General features: G+C 61.2%; 18 protein-coding genes and 1 tRNA gene. 4 read left to right on the top strand and 15 right to left on the bottom strand.

The genetic code is table 11. The features are described 5' to 3' along the window. Nucleotides 1–12 precede the first annotated feature (12 nt). From QA637_RS06635 to metG, 3 genes are read right to left on the bottom strand one after another with little or no spacing between them, the layout of a single operon-like run. Nucleotides 13–849, bottom strand: coding sequence for an MBL fold metallo-hydrolase (locus QA637_RS06635; RefSeq protein ID WP_184109028.1), 837 nt, complete (start codon nt 847–849; stop codon nt 13–15). Nucleotide 850: 1 nt separating this feature from the next. Then, nucleotides 851–1,630, bottom strand: a complete 780-nt coding sequence (locus tag QA637_RS06630) for a TatD family hydrolase (RefSeq protein WP_153440841.1) — start codon at nt 1,628–1,630, stop codon at nt 851–853. A 13-nt stretch (nt 1,631–1,643) separates the two neighbouring features. Beyond that, a complete protein-coding gene (gene metG / locus QA637_RS06625; RefSeq protein WP_283064359.1) occupies nt 1,644–3,194 on the bottom strand; it encodes a methionine--tRNA ligase in 1,551 nt (516 codons plus the stop codon). A gap of 179 nt (nt 3,195–3,373) precedes the next feature. Between metG and QA637_RS06620 the strand changes: the two genes are divergently transcribed. Next, a complete protein-coding gene (locus tag QA637_RS06620) occupies nt 3,374–3,679 on the top strand; it encodes a nucleoside triphosphate pyrophosphohydrolase family protein (protein WP_153440839.1) in 306 nt (101 codons plus the stop codon). On the opposite strand, the gene QA637_RS06615 is transcribed toward QA637_RS06620, so the two are convergent. The 4 genes from QA637_RS06615 to QA637_RS06600 form a co-directional block, all read right to left on the bottom strand. After that, nucleotides 3,674–4,705, bottom strand: coding sequence for a DNA polymerase III subunit delta' (locus QA637_RS06615; RefSeq protein ID WP_153440838.1), 1,032 nt, complete (start codon nt 4,703–4,705; stop codon nt 3,674–3,676). The genes QA637_RS06620 and QA637_RS06615 overlap by 6 nt on opposite strands. After that, complete coding sequence (gene tmk, locus QA637_RS06610) at nt 4,702–5,382, bottom strand: dTMP kinase (protein WP_153440837.1); 681 nt, start codon at nt 5,380–5,382, stop codon at nt 4,702–4,704. Before tmk ends, QA637_RS06615 begins: the two co-directional genes overlap by 4 nt. Nucleotides 5,383–5,554: 172 nt before the next feature. Continuing rightward, the gene (locus tag QA637_RS06605) at nt 5,555–6,709 is read right to left on the bottom strand and encodes a D-alanyl-D-alanine carboxypeptidase family protein (protein ID WP_153440836.1); all 1,155 of its coding nucleotides are present in this window, start codon (nt 6,707–6,709) and stop codon (nt 5,555–5,557) included. 57 nt (nt 6,710–6,766) lie between these two features. Beyond that, nucleotides 6,767–7,807 (bottom strand): septal ring lytic transglycosylase RlpA family protein, encoded by a 1,041-nt coding sequence (locus tag QA637_RS06600; RefSeq protein WP_283064356.1) that lies wholly within the window; start codon nt 7,805–7,807, stop codon nt 6,767–6,769. A 415-nt stretch (nt 7,808–8,222) separates the two neighbouring features. On the opposite strand from QA637_RS06600, the gene QA637_RS06595 reads away from it, so the two are divergent. After that, nucleotides 8,223–8,312, top strand: a tRNA-Ser gene (locus QA637_RS06595). Nucleotides 8,313–8,481: 169 nt separating this feature from the next. Here the strand turns inward: QA637_RS06595 and QA637_RS06590 are convergent. Next, nucleotides 8,482–8,781 carry a hypothetical protein gene (locus tag QA637_RS06590; RefSeq protein ID WP_153440834.1) on the bottom strand — a complete coding sequence of 100 codons (300 nt, stop codon included), beginning with the start codon at nt 8,779–8,781 and terminating at the stop codon, nt 8,482–8,484. A gap of 795 nt (nt 8,782–9,576) precedes the next feature. Here QA637_RS06590 and QA637_RS06585 point away from each other — a divergent pair. Both QA637_RS06585 and QA637_RS06580 read left to right on the top strand, forming a co-directional pair. Continuing rightward, nucleotides 9,577–10,158 (top strand): hypothetical protein, encoded by a 582-nt coding sequence (locus QA637_RS06585; RefSeq protein WP_283064355.1) that lies wholly within the window; start codon nt 9,577–9,579, stop codon nt 10,156–10,158. A gap of 386 nt (nt 10,159–10,544) precedes the next feature. Beyond that, on the top strand, nt 10,545–10,751 hold the full coding sequence (locus QA637_RS06580) for a Rossmann-fold NAD(P)-binding domain-containing protein (RefSeq protein ID WP_153440832.1): 207 nt from the start codon (nt 10,545–10,547) through the stop codon (nt 10,749–10,751). Nucleotides 10,752–10,872: 121 nt separating this feature from the next. On the opposite strand, the gene QA637_RS06575 is transcribed toward QA637_RS06580, so the two are convergent. The 7 genes from QA637_RS06575 to QA637_RS06545 all read right to left on the bottom strand — a co-directional run bounded on the left by QA637_RS06575 (nt 10,873) and on the right by QA637_RS06545 (nt 19,829). Next, nucleotides 10,873–11,988 (bottom strand): ABC transporter ATP-binding protein, encoded by a 1,116-nt coding sequence (locus QA637_RS06575; RefSeq protein ID WP_153440831.1) that lies wholly within the window; start codon nt 11,986–11,988, stop codon nt 10,873–10,875. A gap of 22 nt (nt 11,989–12,010) precedes the next feature. After that, the gene (locus tag QA637_RS06570; protein ID WP_153440830.1) at nt 12,011–13,738 is read right to left on the bottom strand and encodes an ABC transporter permease; all 1,728 of its coding nucleotides are present in this window, start codon (nt 13,736–13,738) and stop codon (nt 12,011–12,013) included. A gap of 66 nt (nt 13,739–13,804) precedes the next feature. Further along, complete coding sequence (locus QA637_RS06565; RefSeq protein ID WP_153440829.1) at nt 13,805–14,899, bottom strand: ABC transporter substrate-binding protein; 1,095 nt, start codon at nt 14,897–14,899, stop codon at nt 13,805–13,807. Continuing rightward, nucleotides 14,865–17,033 (bottom strand): acetate--CoA ligase family protein, encoded by a 2,169-nt coding sequence (locus QA637_RS06560; RefSeq protein WP_283064352.1) that lies wholly within the window; start codon nt 17,031–17,033, stop codon nt 14,865–14,867. Before QA637_RS06560 ends, QA637_RS06565 begins: the two co-directional genes overlap by 35 nt. Nucleotides 17,034–17,041: 8 nt before the next feature. Next, the gene (locus tag QA637_RS06555) at nt 17,042–17,503 is read right to left on the bottom strand and encodes a Zn-ribbon domain-containing OB-fold protein (protein ID WP_153440827.1); all 462 of its coding nucleotides are present in this window, start codon (nt 17,501–17,503) and stop codon (nt 17,042–17,044) included. Beyond that, nucleotides 17,500–18,702, bottom strand: coding sequence for a thiolase family protein (locus tag QA637_RS06550; protein WP_153440826.1), 1,203 nt, complete (start codon nt 18,700–18,702; stop codon nt 17,500–17,502). Before QA637_RS06550 ends, QA637_RS06555 begins: the two co-directional genes overlap by 4 nt. Before the next feature lie 5 nt (nt 18,703–18,707). Continuing rightward, a complete protein-coding gene (locus QA637_RS06545) occupies nt 18,708–19,829 on the bottom strand; it encodes a mandelate racemase/muconate lactonizing enzyme family protein (RefSeq protein ID WP_153440825.1) in 1,122 nt (373 codons plus the stop codon). Between the last annotated feature and the right edge of the window lie 26 nt (nt 19,830–19,855).

The following is a 19,855-nucleotide window of genomic DNA, read 5'->3' as shown; positions in this document are numbered from 1 at the left end:
TAACGTCGGATATTACGCTTCTTCAGCGGACGGCATCTCGATCTCGAACTCGAGACGCATCATGTCATAAGCTGGTTCGACGTGATCCGGCGTCTCGTTCTGCACCGTTTGATAGTCCAACGGCACATGCATGTGCGTCAGCACGGCGCGCTTCGGCTGAAGCCTCGCGATCCAGCCGAGCGACTGCACCAGCGACAAGTGGCTCGGATGGAATTTGTATTGCAGCGTGTCGAGGACCAGCAGATCGAGGTCGTGCAGTTTCCCGACGGTCTCTGGCGGAAAATCGCTGACATCGCTGCAATAGGCAAAATCGCCAGCTCGAAAACCGAGCGAATGGGTATTGCCGTGAAATTGCATCAACGGCGTGAAAGCAATCGGCCCGCCGGCGCCGTGAACGGTAACCGGCGACAGGTCTTCGGTGATGAGATGCGGCTCAACGATCGGCGGATAGCCGCTTCCTGGCGGCGATTCGACGCAATAGCGAAACCTCTCGCGGATCGCACTCATCGTAGATGCATCCGCCCAGATCGGCACACACCTGCGATTTTCGATCACGAAGCCGCGAAGGTCGTCGATCCCGTGCAGATGATCGGCGTGGGCATGCGTGTAAAGGACGCTGTCGATGTGGCGAACGTCGGCGGCAACCATCTGGGCGCGGAAATCCGGGCCGGTATCAATAACGACGGTCGTCTTGCCGCCGTCCGGTGCGAACTGCTCGACGAGCAGCGCCGCTCGCATCCGGCGGTTGCGCGGATTTGACGGATCGCAGGCTCCCCAATCGCCGGTGATACGCGGTACTCCTGGCGAAGAACCGCATCCGAGGATGGTGAAAACCCGCCGAAATGCCACGTCAGGGCCTCGGCATTTTCGAGAAGATGCGGAAGGCGTTCTCCGTGGTAATCTCGGCAATTTCCGCGGGTGAAACGCCGATCGTTTCCGCCAGCACCTGCGCCGTATGGGCGACAAAGGCCGGCTCGTTACGCTTGCCGCGGAACGGTTTGGGCGCGAGGTAAGGTGCGTCCGTCTCGACGATCATCCGGTCGCGTGGGATCGTCTTCGCGATATCCCTGATCTCCTGCGATTTCGGGAAGGTCAGGATTCCGGAAAAGGACACATAGCCGCCAAGCTCGACGCCAACTCGCGCGAGGTCCGGGCCCGACGAGAAGCAATGGAGCAGGAAAGGGAAGGCCCCCTTCCCGCTTTCTTCGGTCAGGATCGCCGCCATATCTTCGTCCGCCGATCGGCTATGGATGACGAGCGGCAGCCCTGTCTCCCGCGCGGCCGCCATATGGCGGCGCAGGCCTTCTGCCTGCGCGTCGCGCGGTGCGTTGTCGTAGAAATAGTCGAGCCCCGCCTCACCGATCGCAACGACTTTCGGATGCGACGACAGCCGAACGAGGTCTTCGGTGGTGATATCGAGTTCATCATCCGCATTGTGCGGATGGGTACCGACGGAGCAAAACACATTCGGATAGGCTTCGGCGATCGCGATGATCGTGTCGAACCGTTTCACACGCGTCGAAATCGTCACCATCTGCGCCACACCGGCCGCGGCGGCGCGTTCGATAATCGCGTCGCGCTCGGCCTCGAAGTCCGGGAAATCCAGATGGCAATGGGTATCGATCAGCATTCGTTTGACCCGCTTATACTTCCGGCGCCACGTAGCGCGGGAAGACCGGCTTCGGTGCCTCGAGCGGCGTTCCGGAGACGAGACGTCCGGGTTCGCCCAGATGAGCAAAATCACGCTTGTCGGCCGGTACAGCCACGAGGTCGAGAAGCTTGCCTGCCGATTCCGGCATGAAAGGCTGCAGCAGGATCGCAATCTGCCGCACTACTTCGGCCGTGACGTAAAGCACCGTTGCCATCCGCTCCGGGTCCGTCTTCTTCAGAGCCCAGGGTTCCTGACCCGCGAAATAGCGGTCGGTTTCGGAAACGACAGCGATGATTGCGGCGAGCGCGCGGTGGATGAGCTGCTTGCCCATATCCTCGCGCGTCGTCTCGAGCAGGGCATCGGCAGAAGCCAACATTGCCTTGTCCTCGTCCGTGAGCGGCCCGCAAACCGGGATTTGGCCGTCGCAGTTCTTCACGATCATCGACAGCGAACGGCTGGCAAGGTTGCCGATGCCGTTGGCAAGATCGGAGTTGATGCGGATCGCGATCCCCTCCTCGCTGTAGCTGCCGTCCTGGCCGAACGAGACTTCGCGCAGGAAGAAATAGCGAATCTGGTCAAGCCCGAAGTGTTCGACCAGATTGAACGGATCCACGACATTGCCGAGCGACTTCGACATCTTCTCGCCTTTGTTGAGCAGGAAGCCATGGGCGAAGACGCGTTCCGGAAGTGGCAGGCCGGCGGACATCAGGAAGGCCGGCCAGTAGACGGCATGGAAGCGGATGATGTCCTTGCCGATGACATGGATATTCGCCGGCCAGAATTTTGCGCGCGGACCGTTCGGATCGGTCAGGTAGCCTGTGGCGGTGAGGTAGTTCGTCAGCGCGTCCACCCAGACATACATGACGTGGGCTGGATCGTTCGGCACCTTGATGCCCCAATCGAAGGTCGTGCGCGAAACCGAGAGGTCCTTCAGCCCGGACTTGACGAACGAAATGACCTCATTCCGCCGCTCGGCCGGCCCGATGAATTCCGGGTTTTCTTCGTAGTGCTTGAGGAGCTTTTCCTGATAGGCGGAGAGGCGGAAGAAATAGCTCTCCTCCTCCACCCACTCGACCGGCGTCCCCTGCGGCCCATAGCGCACGCCGTCGTTGCGCAGCTCCGTCTCGTTTTCCTGATAATAGGCCTCATCGCGGACGGAGTACCACCCGGCATAGGAATCCTTATAGAGATCGCCCGCCTCGCCCATGCGGATCCAGATCGCCTGCGAGGCCTCATGATGACGCTTCTCGGTGGTACGGATGAAGTCGTCGTTGGAGGCGTTGAGAAGCACAGCCATCTTCTCGAATTCGGCCGAGTTGCGGTCGGCGAGCTCCTGCGCGGAAATGCCTTCCTTCTTCGCCGTCTGCTGCATCTTCTGGCCGTGCTCGTCCGTGCCCGTGAGGAAGAAGACCTCGCGCCCGTCCAGTCGCTGATAGCGCGCCATCGCATCCGTCGCGATCAACTCATAGGCGTGGCCGATGTGCGGCCGGCCGTTCGGATAGGAAATCGCGGTGGTGATGTAGAAGGGGGAAGTATCTCTCATGATGGCTTCGATATATCTCGGATCTTGGACTAGGCAGCTATTAGCGCATCGCCTTCACGTAGGAAACCGCCGCGGCAAGAAAAAGCCCACCCTCAGCCGATGGCAGCGGCAGTCGACCGGCAAATCGGATTGACACAAACAACGATCCGGAACAAAACAGAAACAAATGGAGGGGTGACATGCTCAGCAAGCTCAAGCGACAGTTCGAGGCGGCCTCGGCCGCTTATGCAGTCGAACATGGCATCGTGCGCGACCCGGATTGGTACATCCTGAAACTGCAGGAAGAGGTAGGTGAGCTGACGCAGGCCTGGAACAAGGTAAGCGGCAGGGGCCGCACCCGTGCGATGTCGCCGGAGGAACTAGGCCAATCGCTCGCCGATGAAACCGCGGACCTCCTCGGCCATGTACTCCTTTTCGCCCACCACAACGATTTAGACCTGGCTGCCGCGATCGAGCGAAAATGGAGGTTCGCTCCCGATCTATAGAGCGTCCCTGAGGTCATCGAGCAGCGACAGGATCGTCTGTTTTCGATCGAGATTATAGGCGTCGCTCACCGTCAGGCGCTCCGCGAAAGTACTGGAGAGACTCGCAAGGCGCTCAGCCCTGCCGATATCACCCAAGAGTGCCGCCTCCCGCGCCTGCTGCATGAGGCGCCCGGTTAGCAGGGACGAGAAGAAATCGAATATGGTTTCGCTATCCCTTGCCGCCAGAATATCCGCGAGCTTGTGCATCTGCCGGCGCACCGCAGGTCCCTGCCCCGTGAGGATGTCTTCGAAGGCGGTCGCGATATCGAGGCCGCCGTAATTGATGAGCTTTAGCGCTTCGGCAACGCTGCCGTTTGCCGCGGCGAGAATCCGCTCGACATTCGGCCCCGCCGTGTCGAAGCCAAGATGGGCAAGCGCCTCGCGCATGGCCTCGTGGTCCAGCGGCTTCAGCCGCAGCGGAAGGCAGCGCGAGCGGATGGTCGGCAGAAGTTTTCCGGGCGCATGCGTGAGCACCAGGAACAGCGACCGGCGCGGCGGCTCCTCAAGTATCTTGAGGATGGCATTGGCGGCATTACGGTTGAGATCGTCCGCCGGGTCGATGATAACGATGCGCCAGTTCCCCGTGCCGGACGTCTGGCCGAAGAACTTTCCGACGCGGCGCACTTCATCCACAGTGATCGCTCCCTTTGCCCTACCCGTTTTCTCGTCCACAGGGCGGGTGAGATGAAGCAGGTTGTGCGATGCGCCGGAAGCAAATTGCCGAGTGATAATCGAAGCGGGATCCGGATCGGCGAGCTGATCGGGCGCAGTCGCCGGCTCGGGATTGTTCAGGATGTGGTTCGCGAAGCGAAAGGCAAGCGTCGCCTTGCCGATGCCCTCCGGTCCCTCGATGAGGATCGCATGATGGCCTTTGCCAGACTTGTAGCTCTGCGCCAGAAATTCCTCTGCCTGATGATGGCCGAACAGCTTGCTGTTTTCGGCAGGGGCCACGGCCCCTTCCAGCACACCGGTACGTTCCATTGTCATGACGCAGCGTCCGCGTTTGCCGACCGTGGCTCGTCACCGTCCTGCAGCAACGCCTCCATGATCTCGCGCACCTCGGCGGCTATGACGTCCGGCGGCCGTGCGGCATCGACGACCCGACAACGCCGAGGGTCAGCCTCTGCAATGTCGAGGAAGGCCTCGCGCCGTTTCTCGTGCGTTTCGAGCTGCTCCTTCTCGAAACGATCGGGACTGCCGCTGGCAGCGCGCCGACGCGCGCGTTCGAGCCCAACGGTGGCAGGCAGGTCGAAAATGATTGTTCGGTCCGGTGTCACACCATTGATAGCCACGCGTTCGAGCGTTTCCACGAAGGCTGGCTCGAGATTGCCGGTGATGCCCTGGTAGACGCGCGCGGAATCCATGAAGCGATCGCACAGGACGATGGTTCCCTTCTGGAGCGCCGGCCGGATCACCTCTTCGACGTGGTCGCTGCGCGCGGCCGCGAAAAGAATCGCCTCCATGCGAATGCCGAAAGACTCAGCCGCCCCCGAGAGTAGCACGTGGCGCACCGCCTCTGCGCCAACGGAGCCGCCAGGCTCCCGCGTCGTCAGCACATCGTAGCCACGCGCCCGCAGCGAATCGGCGAGCAGGCGCATCTGGGTCGACTTGCCGGCCCCTTCCCCGCCCTCAAACGTTACAAACAAACCCTTCGTCAGCGACATGCGTTCCCAAATCGGCCCACTGTTTCCTTGATCGTAGCCGATCTAAGGAAACATGCAGCAATTCAAAGCGCTACGGCGTCCTTTTACGCGTCTGATGAGGCGCGTGCCACTGTAGCTATCGGCCCTGTTTAGCCGATTGGTTCGCCGGAAGGAACGGGCGCGCGTGCATTTGTTAGAGCCAGAAGAAGAGAAGCTCCTGAAGCGCGTCGACCGCGCGGCTGGTCAGCGTACCAACCTCGACGGCGCTGCCGGTCTTCAGCGGCACTTCCACCAGCAGCCGCTCGCCATTCCAGAGTTTGACGACGCCGACCTCTTGACCGGCGGCGACCGGCGCATTGAGCGGCCACTTGTACACGATGCGCGCGGTCAGCCGTTCAGCATTGTTGGCCGGGAGAAGTACATCGATCGGCCCGCCCGCGACAAGGGCAACATGCGATGCCGCACCGCCATAAACGCTCGCTTCGCCGATGGTCTCTCCGTCGGCAAAAATCCGCCGCTTCTCGAAAGCCGTCATCGCCCAATCGAGCACTTTGCGGCTTTCTTCCGTGCGTTCCTTGTCGGTTTCCAGCCCGCCCATCGCGAGATAAACGCGACGGTCGCCGCGCTGCATCGATGCTGCGACCGAGAAGCCGAAACCTTCAGCAAATCCGGTAGCGAGGCCATCGACGCCGACGTTGGCGGCAATCAGCGGGTTGCGATTGCGTTGAAGGATTTTGTTCCATTCGAACTCGGGCTGGGAATAGAGCCGGTAGAAGTTCGGGTGAGCTTCGCGCAGATGCCGCGCCAGCGTCACCAGTTCCCGCATCGTCACCTTGTTGGCAGGATCCGGAAGACCGGTGGCGTTGTTGAAGGTCGCAACGGGCATGCCGAGCTCGCGCGCCCGCGCCGTCATGCGCTTGGCAAAGGCAGCCTCGCTGCCGGTCATGCCCTCCGCGAGGATGATGCAGGCATCATTCGCCAGTTGTACGGTCGCGCCTTGAATGAGGTCAGCAACGCGGATCCTCGACTTGATGGCGGCAAACATCGTGGAGGTGCCGGACGGTGCGCCCCCCGTCCGCCAAGCGTGTTCGGAGACCTCGTATGTCGTCTCCGGGCTTAGCTCGCCCTTGTCCAGTGCCTCGAAGACCACCTCCATCGCCATCAGCTTGGCAAGCGATGCCGGCGGCACGGGTTCGTCTTCGCCGCGCGCGAAGAGCACTGTGCCGGTCTCCCCATCGACGAGGTAGATCTGCTTCGCCTTAGTATCGAATGCGGGCGTCTGCGCGACCGCATTTGTCGAGACGGTCGCCGCAAGAAAGGCCACGACCGCGAGCAACTTTATGCGCATGAGAAACTCCGGCTTCTTCATGGGCATAGCAGCGCGCGCAAGCCTCTTCAACCAGTGTTAGAGCGGAACACCGTCCCTGTTCTGGCGCTTAGCATAGGCGATGATGGAATCGGCCGTCAGTGGGTTCGTGTCGACCATGATCGCCTCGAATGGCGAAGCCTTGTCGCTGACGCGGACTTCCACATAGGCGGCGGCATAGGCCATGTTCCCGTCAGGCATCGGGATCAGCTCCGGCCGCTCTCTCGGAATCGGCCCGATCTCCGGGAGTGCGACAAATTCGCCGAAAGAGGACGGCATGGCGACCTGCGGCGCCGGCTCGGCCAGCGCCGTCACCGGAATGCCCGCATCCAGCATCGACCGCTGAGGGACCGGCACGCGGGCGAGGTCCGGCACCTGGTTGCGGAACGGCTCGTTCGACGCAACCATGACCCCCGTCGCGATCTGTCCTTCCGGCATCACGCCGGGGCTGCGGTCACCCTTCCTGACATATGAGGCCATCAGATAGGGCATGTCGTTGCCTTCGAGCGGCGCGCGACCGACATATTGCACGCGCACCTTGGCACTGCCCCTGCCCTTGATGTCCAGCATGTCGGCTGTCTTCGAGGAGACGTCGATAATGCGGCCATACTCGTACGGGCCGCGGTCGTTCACGCGAACGATGACCGAAGTGCCATTTTCAAGATTGGTGACGCGGGCATAGCTCGGCAGCGGGAACGTCGGGTGCGCGGCAGACAAGTGATACTTGTCGTAGACTTCGCCGTTCGCCGTCAGTCGCCCGTGAAAGGCGGAGCCGTACCAGGAAGCGACACCAACCTTGTTGTAGCCGAAATCCTCCTTCGGCTGGTACCACTTGCCCTTGACCTGATAGGCCTTGCCAACCTGGTAGCGCCCGCCGCCCTTCGGAATGTTCCGACCGTCCGCGACCCGCGGGCTCGCTTTGACGCCGTAAACAGACTCAGCAAAGTATTCCTTGCTCCGCGCCTTGCTTGTCTTGACGTTCGAGGCCGAACCACAGGCTGCCAGCGTCGCGCAAAGCAACGGAACCGCAGCAACACGTAGCCCCCTCGAAAGAAGTGCCGCATTTCTTCTACAAATCATCTGTCCCCAATATCGTTCGCAAAGCCGTATTTCGAAAACATTCCGCTCTAGCCCCCGCGGAAAGCTCGGCGTCTCGAAACGAGACAGTCGATTAATCATGTCAGCAAGACGGCAAAATTGCGAACAGGAACCCAGAACCGCGGCAAAAATCTTCCGCTATGGTTTACAAATCGTATAAATCGATCCGCGAACCTTTCGCGCGCCGCCTTCGCGCCTCTTGGCGGGACGCGAGAAATCCCGCCAAGCTTGCCCAGGCAGCAAAGCAGTTGAGGCTCGACGTCGGGTCGGAGCACGTTGACGCGGCGATCAAAGCTGCTAAAAAGCCAGCCGTCGAGTGATTGAGTAGCAAAACGGTCGCAATTGCCGTTTTCGGGAAATCAACAGCCTTTGTATTTCTCAGTCTTTTCAATCGACTGGAGGAGTGGCCGAGCGGTTTAAGGCACCGGTCTTGAAAACCGGCGTGCGTGAAAGCGTACCGTGGGTTCGAATCCCACCTCCTCCGCCATCGCATTGAAATCATAGCTTTTTCAAGATTTCTCACGAGAAACGGCTGGCATCAAAGGCAACACGGCCCGGCGCCCCTTCGAGCGCAGCGATCTTGTCGAAGGGTGAATCGTTTCGCCACTTTCAGTCGCAACAGTTGCGACGTCGCTCTATCCTGCAGGTGCCGTCGGCTAGAAGTTAAAATAGATGCTGACTCCAGACCGCCGATGATAGTGGTAGTAGTCAGGATAGCCATAATACCCGTATTGGCGAGGATAGCACCGGCCATAGTAGCGGCAGGCACCCCATGCGTACCGCCGATGCCAGTAGCGATCAGCGCGCCAATGACGATAGCGCATGTGCCTGACCTGTTCGACAGGGCCAGCCTGTACGATGTCGGGTTTCGGCACGAAGATCGGCGCCGCGTTTAGCGGTAGAGCGAAAGACGCGGCCAGGACTGCCGCGGTGAGGACGGATGAGAGCTTCTTCATGGTCAACTCCTCCTCTCTGCGTATCAGCTTGAGCCACCGAGCCTGAACCTCCGATGAACGGCGGCACGCTCGGCTGTCGGCGATTTTGCGAGTGGCAACCGACCGCACGCCTAGCATTGGCGACGGCGAACGCGCCCGGGGCAGGTGCAAGGGATCCAATACGATCCACAAAACCGATCGCCTCTTGGAGGTCGCAGGAAGGCGCGCAGCGGTCAGGGTGTCGAAACCCCGACTTGCCACTGTCATAATCAACGCGTACATTCAGTTGCAGAACGTCCCCCGTGCTGTTGACCACGGATGTACTGGCAACGGCATGGGGTGACGACGAGAGGTCGGGTCCGCCCGGCCTTTTTGTTGCTTGTGGCGTCCTTGCCGTCAGTCGCTCCGGGCTTGCGCCATACAGCTTGTGTTATAGCATGGCGCTGGGTCGTGGCGCGTCGACCGCCGAAACAGGCGGGGCCCGTGCTTCATCGGACAGGTCCCCGCCCTAAATCGCTTCTAAAATAATTAGGTTCTTGTGGGTGCATTGCCGACAACCCCCAAAAACCTAGGGTATCGTCGTCTTCGATCTATGGGACCTTAGTCCGGCACAATGTCGCCAAAGGTCGCAATCGGATTGCCATATGTTTCTGCCGACGCGCGGCGCCGCACTATCCGGCCCTCGCCCGTTCCGATCGCGCGATCCCCTAGGCTCAAGACCTAATCCCCTTTCGCGAATAGCACGGCGAGCCCGCCCGCTGTATCATGCCGGCCATGCTCCTCGCGGGACGCGAGTTGAGCAAGGGAGGACGAGCCATGCGTATGACTTCGGTACTGCGTTTGCTGCGAACAGTCGGTCTCGCGGCGGGCGCTTCTTTCATATCTGCACCGCTGGTGAATGCAAATGACCCACTTCCGCCCGAGCTGGAGAAGCTGAAATCAGCACTTGAGAAATACAAGGATCCCGTTGTCGCCGTGCGCGACGGCTATTTCTCGACCTTGGGATGTGTCTCGTACGCGACGGGCACGATGGGGGTACACTTTCTGAACCCCGCGCTGATCGGCCCGGAGCCGGATCCAATGAAGCCGACTTTGCTGGTGTATGAGCCAACTGGCGACAAGCTCGAGCTCGTTGCCGTCGAATGGCTGATCCCGCTTGCCACGGGCGTCAAGCCGAATCCCGAACTGTTCGGGCATCCCTTCGACGGACCCATGGAGGGGCATGAACCGCTGCTGCCGGCGGCGCTCCACCATTACGACCTGCATGCGTGGATCTTCAAGCCGAACCCGCTCGGCCTGTTCCACCCGGTGAACCCGGACGTCAAGTGTCCTGAGGGACCCTATACTTTTCTGGAAGAGCCGCCGAAGATGATACCTCATCCAGCCTCGAGCAAATAAGGATCGTTGGCACAGGCAGGTTCCGGGAGTCCCCGACCGGCCAAAAGCCTCCGCGCCGACCGGAGCGAGGCGCGGGAGCGATAGCGTTCGAGAAGGCGCGAGTGCATTCGCTTCGCGGCGCGGACATTTGCGCTTTGAGGACACGGTAGCCGCAAGTGCCATTTGCGGCAACGCGGATATGCCCCGAAGACCGGCAACTGCATGTTCCCTAAATCGCAGCGGATTTGAGGATAAAACGTGCGCAAACTCAATGCATTGCAGCGGCCTTCGCGCGTCCGATTGGACGCGCGGCGCCATAGTAATGCGGGCTGTTTCCCGTTCGCGCCCCCTCAAAAAGCGCGTAGACTGCTCCCACCGGCAGATTTGCCCCAAAGAGGAGATCGGCCATGAACCCTTTCAACAACTTCCGGGATTACCCCATTCTTCCCGGTGAAGTCGCGATCCTCGAAGGCGTGCTGCACAAGGCCCTCGAAGAACGCAACCTGGCGATGGGCAGCGAGGAGGCTGAAGAAGTCGCCCAGAGGATCGCCAAGCTTTACCAGGCCGGCGTCAAGGACCCGGAGCAGATTTGGCAGATGATCCGCACAATCTAGCGCATCGGCGCGAATATCGGACCCGATTTTCGGAAAGCACGATGCGTGGAATCAAAGAGTTACAGCGTCATTTGTGCGTCCTAAAGGACGCACGGCGCTGTAGCGAACGGTGAGTATCAACTCAGTCGCAGATCGCGATCACCTTGTTCTCGGGGAAAGACGCGCGGACGCGGTCGCCACGGTTGAGGCCGATCGAGGGATGCGTGCGAGCAATCAGACTTTGATCTCCATCGACGCCGATCGTGTACTCCGCGACCTCTCCCAGGAAGACCTTGCCCTGGACGAGGCCGCTGACGCTGTTCGGCGCCGCCTCACTCGCACTGCCGTTGAGCGGCTGGAGCTCGATATTCTCCGGCCGGATGACGAAGGAGATCTGATGGCCGGCAGTCATGCTTGAGGAAAACATGCATCTGATCGCGCCGATCGACGTGTGAACGGCGGCGATGTCACCTGCCCTCACCTGACTTGCGAGCTTGCCGCGCAGAAGATTTGTCCGGCCGATGAAGTTTGCGACGAACTCGCATCTTGGCCTGTCGTAGATATCGATAGGCGTTCCCATCTGCGCGATCACGCCATTGTTGAGCACCGCCACCCGGTCGGAGAGCGCCATTGCCTCGCTCTGGTCATGCGTCACGTAGATCGTCGTGACCCCCCATTCGGTCTGCAGGCGCTTGATTTCCGAACGCATCTGCTCGCGAAGCAGCGCATCGAGGTTGCTGAGCGGCTCGTCGAGCAGGAGCAGCTTCGGCTCGCGCACCAGGGCGCGGGCGAGCGCCAGGCGCTGCTGCTGCCCGCCTGAAAGCTTCGTGGCCGACCGGTTGCGGTATTCGGACAGTCCGACCATTTCGAGTGAGCGCATCACGCGGGATTCGATCGCCTCGCGCGCAAGATGACCGTTGCGGCGGGTGCGCAAGGGATAGGCTGCATTCTCGAAGACGCTCATATGCGGCCAGATCGCATAGGACTGAAAGACCATGCCGATGTCGCGCTCGTACATCGGCAACTGTATGTCGGAACGGCTGTCGAAGAGGTCGCGGCCGTCAAGCTGGATCAGACCGCTGTCGGGATGTTCGAGACCCGCTATCGACCGCAGCGTCGTCGTCTTGCCGCAACCGGAAGGGCCGAGAAGCGTGAACAGCTCGCCCTCCTTGACGTCGAAGCTGACGCCGGACACCCCGCCTTTTCGCTCCCCCGCTTCGTTGATGTATTGTTTTACGAGATTACCAACTCTCAGCATATTTCACCTCCCTGGAATGCAACTAAGCGGTGAGGATCCGGAAACGGCGCGCCACCAGATAGAAGCATCCGCTAACGCATGTCATGAGGGCAACCCAGACCGTGCCCATGGCGGCGAGCTCGGTCACCTGCCCGTTCTGCCAGAGATCGAACAGGCTCACGGCGACGAGCGAGCTTCCGGGTCCGACGAGAAGAAGCGGCAGTGACATGGCCCGCACCGCAAGCAGGAAGACGAACAGCCAGCAACTGATCATCGAGGCCGAAAGCAGCGGCAGGACGATCCTGAGGAAGGTCTGCATCTGCGGCGCACCCGAAGCTGTCGAAGCCTCTTCGAGATCGGAGTGGATCTGCAGCACTCCGGCATAGGCGTAGCGCATGCCGTAGGGCAGATAAGCGACGGCCGAAGCGACGATCACCGAGGTCAGCGTTCCATAGAACGGGAACGGCAGGTTGACAAAGACCTGCAGGAAAGCGACGCCCATGACGATCGATGGGAACGTCAGCGGCGCGGTGGCGAGCTGATCAAGCACCCATGCCGCAGGTTTGCGGCGAACGGCAAGCCAGGCGCAAAGGGCCGTGAAGGGCACGACAATGCTTGCCGTGACCGTCCCGAGCACCAGCGTGTTGACGAGCGTCGAGCGGAAAAAGCCTGGGCCGATCACGGTCGCATAATTCTTCAACGTCCAGCGCGAGAGGCTGGCGACATTGAAACTCCCGAAGAAGGGTTTGAAGGACACGAAGACTATGATCGCCAGCGGCAGTCCGATGACGAAGAGCAGGATGGCGATGAGCACCAGCATGCTGGCATAGCGGCCACGACCGAGATCGATCACCCGCGGACGGTATCCCTTGCCGGTTATCGTCTGGTAGCGGTGGGCGTGCCGGGAAAGCCGCCCGTAGAAATAGAGAAGGCAGGCAAGGAAGGCGAGCAGACAGACGGAGTAGGCTCCGGCCTGGCCGAAATTCGGCGGCGTCGTCGCGCGCGAACTCTGGTAGATGCTCGTGCTCAAGACCTCGATATTGCCGGCGAGGCCGACGATCGCCGGCACCTCGAAGGATTCGAAAGCGCGGATGAAGCTTAAGAGCAGCAGCGCCAGCACGCCGGGCATCCCCATCCTGAGGGTTATCTTCCAGAATGTCGTGACCGGCCCTGCCCCGCTCATCATCGATGCTTCTTCGAAGGCGGCATCCGTCGAACGAAGGACCGCCGACATCATCAGGAAGGTCAGCGGCACGAATCCGACGCCTTCGATCAGGATCATGCCGGGCAGCGAATACACGTCGAACGACGGCGCCGTCGCCCCGAAGATCGCCTTCAGCATTTGGTTGAACGGGCCCGATTTGCCAAGGATCATGAGCCAGGCAACGGTGTAGAGAACATGCGGGATCGCAAGCGAAATGACGGCACCGAGGAAGGCATACTTGCGCCCCGGAGTATTGGTCCGTTCGACGATGATGGCGAGCACGGTACCAAGGACGATCCCGACGCAGGCGGACCCAAGCGAGTAGACGGCCGTGTGCATGAGACTTCGCAGGAAATAGGGATTGCGAAGGAGATCGGCAAAAAACTCAAAGGTGAACTGATCGAAAGAACCGTCGAAATTCGTCGTGTAGAGGCTCGAGGCGACCAGATAGGCGGCCGGCGGGATGATGAGCACCAGCAGGATGGCGGCCAGGACGAGCACGACGGGCGAAAAATTGATCTTCCTGACTGTCGGCACCGTTACGGCGGATAATTGAAGCGTTTTCATATCGCTCTGAACTTTCTCGTCTATTGCCGGTCAGAGAGGCCGCCCCAATCGGCGGCCTCGCTCCAATTATCTGAAGTACGTCTGGTACAGTTCGTCCGACTTCTTGCCGTTGTTGACGAGTGCCTCCGGTCGAACGAGGTTTTCCTCGTAGCCGGCTTCATGCGGCACGATCTTCTGAAGCATTTCCGACGGCAACACCTTCGGATGGGCGGGGAAATAGTCCGCGCCGAGCAAGATCTTCTGACCGTCTTCAGAAAGGAGGAAATCGGTAAAGAGCGCCGCGCCGTAAGGATGACGGATGTTCTTCGGGATCAGCAGCGTGGCCGTCGTCGAGGCGACCGGGTTCATGAGCTGTGAGGCGACGGGCGCGCCGTCCTCCGCGCTGATCAGCGGATGGTGACAGAAAACATTAAGCGCCATCGCATATTCGCCGGCGATCACCCGATCGACGAGCGTGCGCGCGCTGCCGGCGCCGAAGTTCACGATTTTCTGTGCGGAAAGCTTCTTGAGATATTCTTCCGCCTTTTCCTCGCCCCAGGCTGAACGAAGGTTCGTGATGAATAGCGGCGTGCCGCTCTCGCTGCCGATGCGCCAGGCGATCTGGCCCTGCCATTTCGGGTCGAGAAGGTCCTCGTAGCTCTTCGGAACGTCGGCCGCGTTCACCATGTCGGTGTTATAGGCCATGCAAAAATAGCTGACCCGTGTCGCGGCCCACAGGTGGTTAGGGTCCCGGTAGGAGTCGGGATACTGATCGAGCATCGGCGAGGCAAAGGTCTGCACCGCACCAGCCTTGATCAGGTTCTCGCTGACGCTGGTGCCTTCGACGACATCAACGACGACATTGTTGGCGCGCTCTTCGGCAAGCACGCGCTGCGCGATGTCCTCGGAGTCACCGCGCCAGAAGGTCACGGACACCGACGGATATTTCTTCATAAAGGCCTCGGTGAGCGGCTGCAGGGCCTGATCGGCGATCATCGCCGAATAGACCACGAGCTCGCCTTCCTTGGCGGCACCTTCCACGAGAACCTTCTCTCGATCAGCACCGGTATAGTGCAGGATCTCCTCCTGACTCTGCGCAAACACCGGCGTCCCGAGACCCGCCAAAAGCGGGAAAGCCATAACTATGCTAATTGAATGCGTAATGCGTCTCCGTCTGTTCATTGTCTTCCTCCCAAAGACTGGTGGTGATGATGAGGGCGTCGGCGATCTTCACACCCCTCCCGCGGGTGCGAACGAAGACCGGATTGAGATCGATGGCCGCAAGCTGGCCATCGGTCGACGCCACGAAATTCGAGAACGCGACGAGGCAATCAATCAGGGCTTCTCTATCGAGTGGGGGAGCGCCGCGGAAACCGTCAAGGCGAACGGAAATCTTCAGCCGGGCGACCATCTCCGTGGCCTGCTGACGTGTCAGCGGAGCCAAACCGACACTTGCATCCTTGAACACCTCGACCATTACGCCGCCGCCACCCACGACAACCAGCGGGCCGAATTGCTCGTCATACGTCATGCCGATAATGAATTCCGCGCCTTCACCAACCATTTCCTGCACGAGGATACCGTCGATGGCAGCCTCTGGACAGGCCGTTTTGGCATTCGTCAAAATCTTCTGCGACATCGTTTCGGCGTCGTCGACGGTCGCGCCAAGGTGGACGCCGCCGACATCCGACTTGTGCGGGATATCGCGGGATTGGATTTTCAGGGCGACGCGGCCGCCGATCCTTTCCGTCAGCGCCTTCGCTTCCTTCGGCGTTTTTGCGAGATACTCCCGCGTGACCGGAAGGCCCGCCCGTCCGAGGATGCGCTTGCTTTCCGCTTCGCTGAACACGACGCCATCGCTGACATCCCCAGACGCGCGGCGCGCCTGCGGTGGCTCGCGGCGCGCGGACATGTTTTGCCGAAATGCCCCGTAGTCGGTCAGATGGCGGATCGCGCGCAGTCCGAGCTCGACATCCTCGACAAGCGGCAGCCCATGCTCCATCGCATAGCCGCGCCAATGCGCCGTCAGACTGTTCGAGATGAAGGAGAGCACGAGCAACGGCTTGCTCGCCGTCCTGGCGATCTCGGCCATGCGCGCGACGAGCTTGTCGTGATTTTCGGCGCCTTCGAGGCGCATGCCGAGGACGAGACCGATGACATCGATCTCAGCGCTATCGAGAAGCGCCCCGACGACGCCTTCAATCGCGCCCTCCTGACGCAGGCGCGGCATGCCGACCGTATCAAGGGGATTGCCGAAGTCGCGCGAAACACCGAGCGCCTCGCCGACACGGCGACTGGTCTCCTCGTCGATACGTCCGAAGGAGACGCCCGCTCGCTCGCCGAGGTCGCCAATCAGCGATGTGGCTCCGCCGGAGACGGTCAGCAGGCAGACGCGATTGCCCGCAGGCAGGGGCGCCGTCGCCAGCAACGCTGCCGTTTCCACCAGTTCGTCGAGACTTGAAACGGCAGCGACGCCGTTTGCGCGGAATAGCGCCTCATAGGCCTCGTGTCTGCCGGCAAGCGTCCCGGTGTGGGCGAAGGTGGCGGCTTGGCCGGCGGTGCTCTGACCGAGCTTCAGGATGACCAGCGGCTTGATCCTGGATGCCCGCTCGACGGCGGCTCGGAACCGCCGTCCGTCCTTTGCGCCCTCCATGATGCAGGCGATGACGCTCGTCTTTGGGTCATCCGCAAGGAAGTCGATATAGTCCGCCAGGTCCAGCACCGCCTGGTTGCCGATCGAGATCAGATAATTCATGCCGATGCCGCGATTGGCGCTGAGTTCAGCCACCGCGTTGAGCAGACCGCCGCTTTGAGAGACAAGCGAAATGCCGCCGGCGTCGAGTTTTGCGGGAATGTCGGCCATGGTCGCAGCAAACCGGTGGGCGAGCGTGGCGATACCCATGCAATTGGGCCCGGCGACCGCCATGCCGGAAACCTTCGCGATCGCCGCAAGACGTTCCTGTCGCTCCCGGCCCTCGGGCGTACCCGCGTCGGCAAAGCCCTCGGAGACGACGAGAGCGGCGCGAACGCCGATCGCTGCGGCCTCCTCGACAAGGGCGAGCACGCCCTCTGCCGGGACCGATATGACGATGCAGTCCGGCACCGCAGGAAGGGCGCTGAGGCTGGGGACGCAGGAGACGCCGGCGATCTCCGCGGCATTGGCGTTGACCGGCCAGATCTTGCCTTCGAACCCGGAACGCAGCGCCGAATTCAGCATCTTGTTGCCGGCGCCGCCCTTGGCGGACACCCCGACAAAGGCAACGGAACGAGGCGCAAGCAGGCTCCGGGCAGGAAGGGAATGTATCTGGCCAGTCATGTGTTTCCTCATCCCCTCACGACACGGAACTTGGGAAGCGTGAAGCCCTGGGCGGGATGGTCCTCATAGACGATTTCGACCGTCTGCCCGATCTTGTGGATGTCGGTCGGCAGGTCATCGCCGACGAGCTGAGAGCTGATCAACGGCCCTTCTTCGAGCTCGATCAGCGCGTAGACGTAGGGCACCTCTTCCTTGAAGCCGGGATGAAAGGCCCAATGATGGATGTTGAAGGCGAAGATCTTGCCGCGGCCGGACGCCTCCGTCCATTCGCAGTTGGCGGCGAATGGCTCGTTTTCGTGGTTCTGGCAATAGGCCTTCGGCCAGTAGACCGCGCCGCATTGCTGGCATTTCCAGACGAGAAGCTTGTGCTCCTTGAGCCCGTCCCAGAAGGCTTCATTGTCGTGGTCGATGCTGGGATAGGGCTTCTTCCAGTCGAGATCGACGGTATAGGATTGCGGATTGACGTTCATGCGTGCCTCCCGAGCAACGTGCAGGTGTGGATGGAGCACATGCCTGGCGAGACGAGTTCGCCGCCATGGCCGGTGGTGAGAACGATGTCGCAATCCTCGATCTGACGTTCGCCCGCTTCACCGCGAAGCTGCCGGACAGATTCGGCCAATCCGGTGAGGTCTCCGAGGTGGTAGCAGGAGAGCAGCCCACCGCCGGTATTGACGGGAATTGAGCCGCCGGGCGCCATGTTGCCGTCAGCGACGAAGGCACCGCCCTCGCCCTTCTTGCACCAGCCGTAGTCCTCAAGCTGGAACAGAACTTCGGCCGTGAAGCAGTCATAGAGCTGGGCGCAATCGACATCGTCGAGCGTGATATCGGCCTGGCTGAAAGCCTGCTTCTTGGCAGGCTCGACGGCCATGTGGGTGAAGTTCTTCTTCTCCCACCACAAATCGGCGGAGACTTCGCCAAACCCCTGGCCGAGCACGTAGACCGGCGGCCTGGCGCAGTCCTTGGCGCGGTCCGCCGTCGTGAGGATGAAGGCGATCCCCCCATCCGATACCTGGCTCATGTCGAGCAGGTGATAGGGCTCGGCGACCAGCGGCGAACTCTGGTGATCTTCGATGGTGATCGGCCGGCCGTACATCTTGGCTTCCGGATTCATGCAGGCCCATTGGCGCTCCGCGACGGAAATGGCGCCGAGCTGCTCGCTGGTCGTGCCATAGACGGCCATGTGGCGAGCCGCCATCCAGCTATGGTGGCTGACAGCGCGAGAGTCACCGAGCGGCTTGCCCCAGTAGCCGCGCTTTTCGGCATGCGCCATGCCGCGAAACCCCTTTTTGCGGGTCTCCTGCGATTGCGACCAGTCCGTCACCGCGCCCATCAGCACGACATAATCCGCAATGCCTCTATCGAGATAGGACATGGCGGCGGCCATGCCGAGACCGGCCAGTGCCCCGCCGCGCCCACAGGTGAAGTAGAAATTGTTCTTGATGCCGAGAACACGCGTGAAGGCGTCCGAGTAATTGGCGCGGTCGCCGCCACCGCCCGTACGCCTCAGATCTATCGCGCCGCCGATATCGGCCCTTGTCAGGCCAGCATCGGCGATCGCAAGCCTCGCCGCCTCTGCCGCGATCATTCGTTCCGATCGGTCGGGTTGCGGCCCGGCAATGACGCCGAGACCAACGATCGCGTATTTTCCAGAAGATGCATGCTTTCCCACCTCGGTCATCCTTTCGTCATCGTGATAGCTTCGTAATTCTCGGCCGCCCGATCGCTTGTGCCGGCATCGACCTTTTCCACTCCGGTTCCGGGGCCGGACGGTAGCCGGAGCACCCCGTCTTCAACCGACAAGCCACCAAAGGGATCACCGAGCAGCCGCTCGAACTCGCCGAGCTCGCAAGCGTATTGCGCTCCCGGAAGTGCACAGGCGAGGTGAATGGCGAAGGAAGAGAGCAGACGGCTGCCGACCGCGGCGCCCATGCGGTAGCGGATTCCCGCCTGTTCGCAGATTGCAGCCGCCGCAAGCGTATTGCGGATACCGCCGAGCTTCGGGATTTTCAGGCTGATCGCATCGACGCGCCGATGCTTTGCCAGGTCATAGACTTCTGCGAGGGAGCCCGCCGCTTCGTCAGCCTCGACGGCGATCGGGACCAACTTCGTCACAAGTGACAGGCCTTCGAGATCCTCGACTGGCACTGGCTGCTCGACGAGTTCGATGCCATGATCCGCCATCTTCAGGATCGCAGTTACCGCATCCTTCGGCGAATAGGACTGGTTGGCATCGATCGTCAAATGCACGTCCGGACCAACCTCGGCACGGATGGCCGCGACCCGCGCGACATCCTCATCGACATCGCCGTGCACCTTGATCTTCAGGTAACGATATCCCTGGTCGACCAGGAGTCTTGCCTGAACTGCCATCTTGTCCGGCGACTTGATGGCGAGAATGCGCAGGATCGGCACCTCACTGCGCCGTTTGCCGCCGATGAGCGTCGCGAGCGGGACATTCAGAATCCTTGCCAGAAGATCGTGGAGCGCACAGTCGACGGCGGCCTTCGCCTGCGGAGCCCCACGCAGCCTGCGGTCGAGCAGCTGCATGATGGCGCCGATCTCGTCAACACGACTACCGAGCACCAAGGCACGGAAGTGACCGAGCTCCGCGACGAGCGTGGACTTGATCGAGCCCATATGGGCCGTGGCCGAGGCATAGCCGAACCCCTCGGCCTCTGCCGTCGCGACGCGCAGGATGACACCTTCCGTGTTTGGCTTGGCGCCAAGCGCGAACTTCCATTCCGGATCGTCCTTCTTCAGGACCACCGGCTCGACATCGAATGCGACAATTTCCATGATTCAGCTCCCGTTGCGCAAAACGT

This window comes from Sinorhizobium terangae, assembly GCF_029714365.1.
GTDB lineage: Bacteria > Pseudomonadota > Alphaproteobacteria > Rhizobiales > Rhizobiaceae > Sinorhizobium > Sinorhizobium terangae.
Note: the sequence above shows the minus strand (reverse complement) of the source record. Positions and strands in the feature narration are given on the sequence as shown.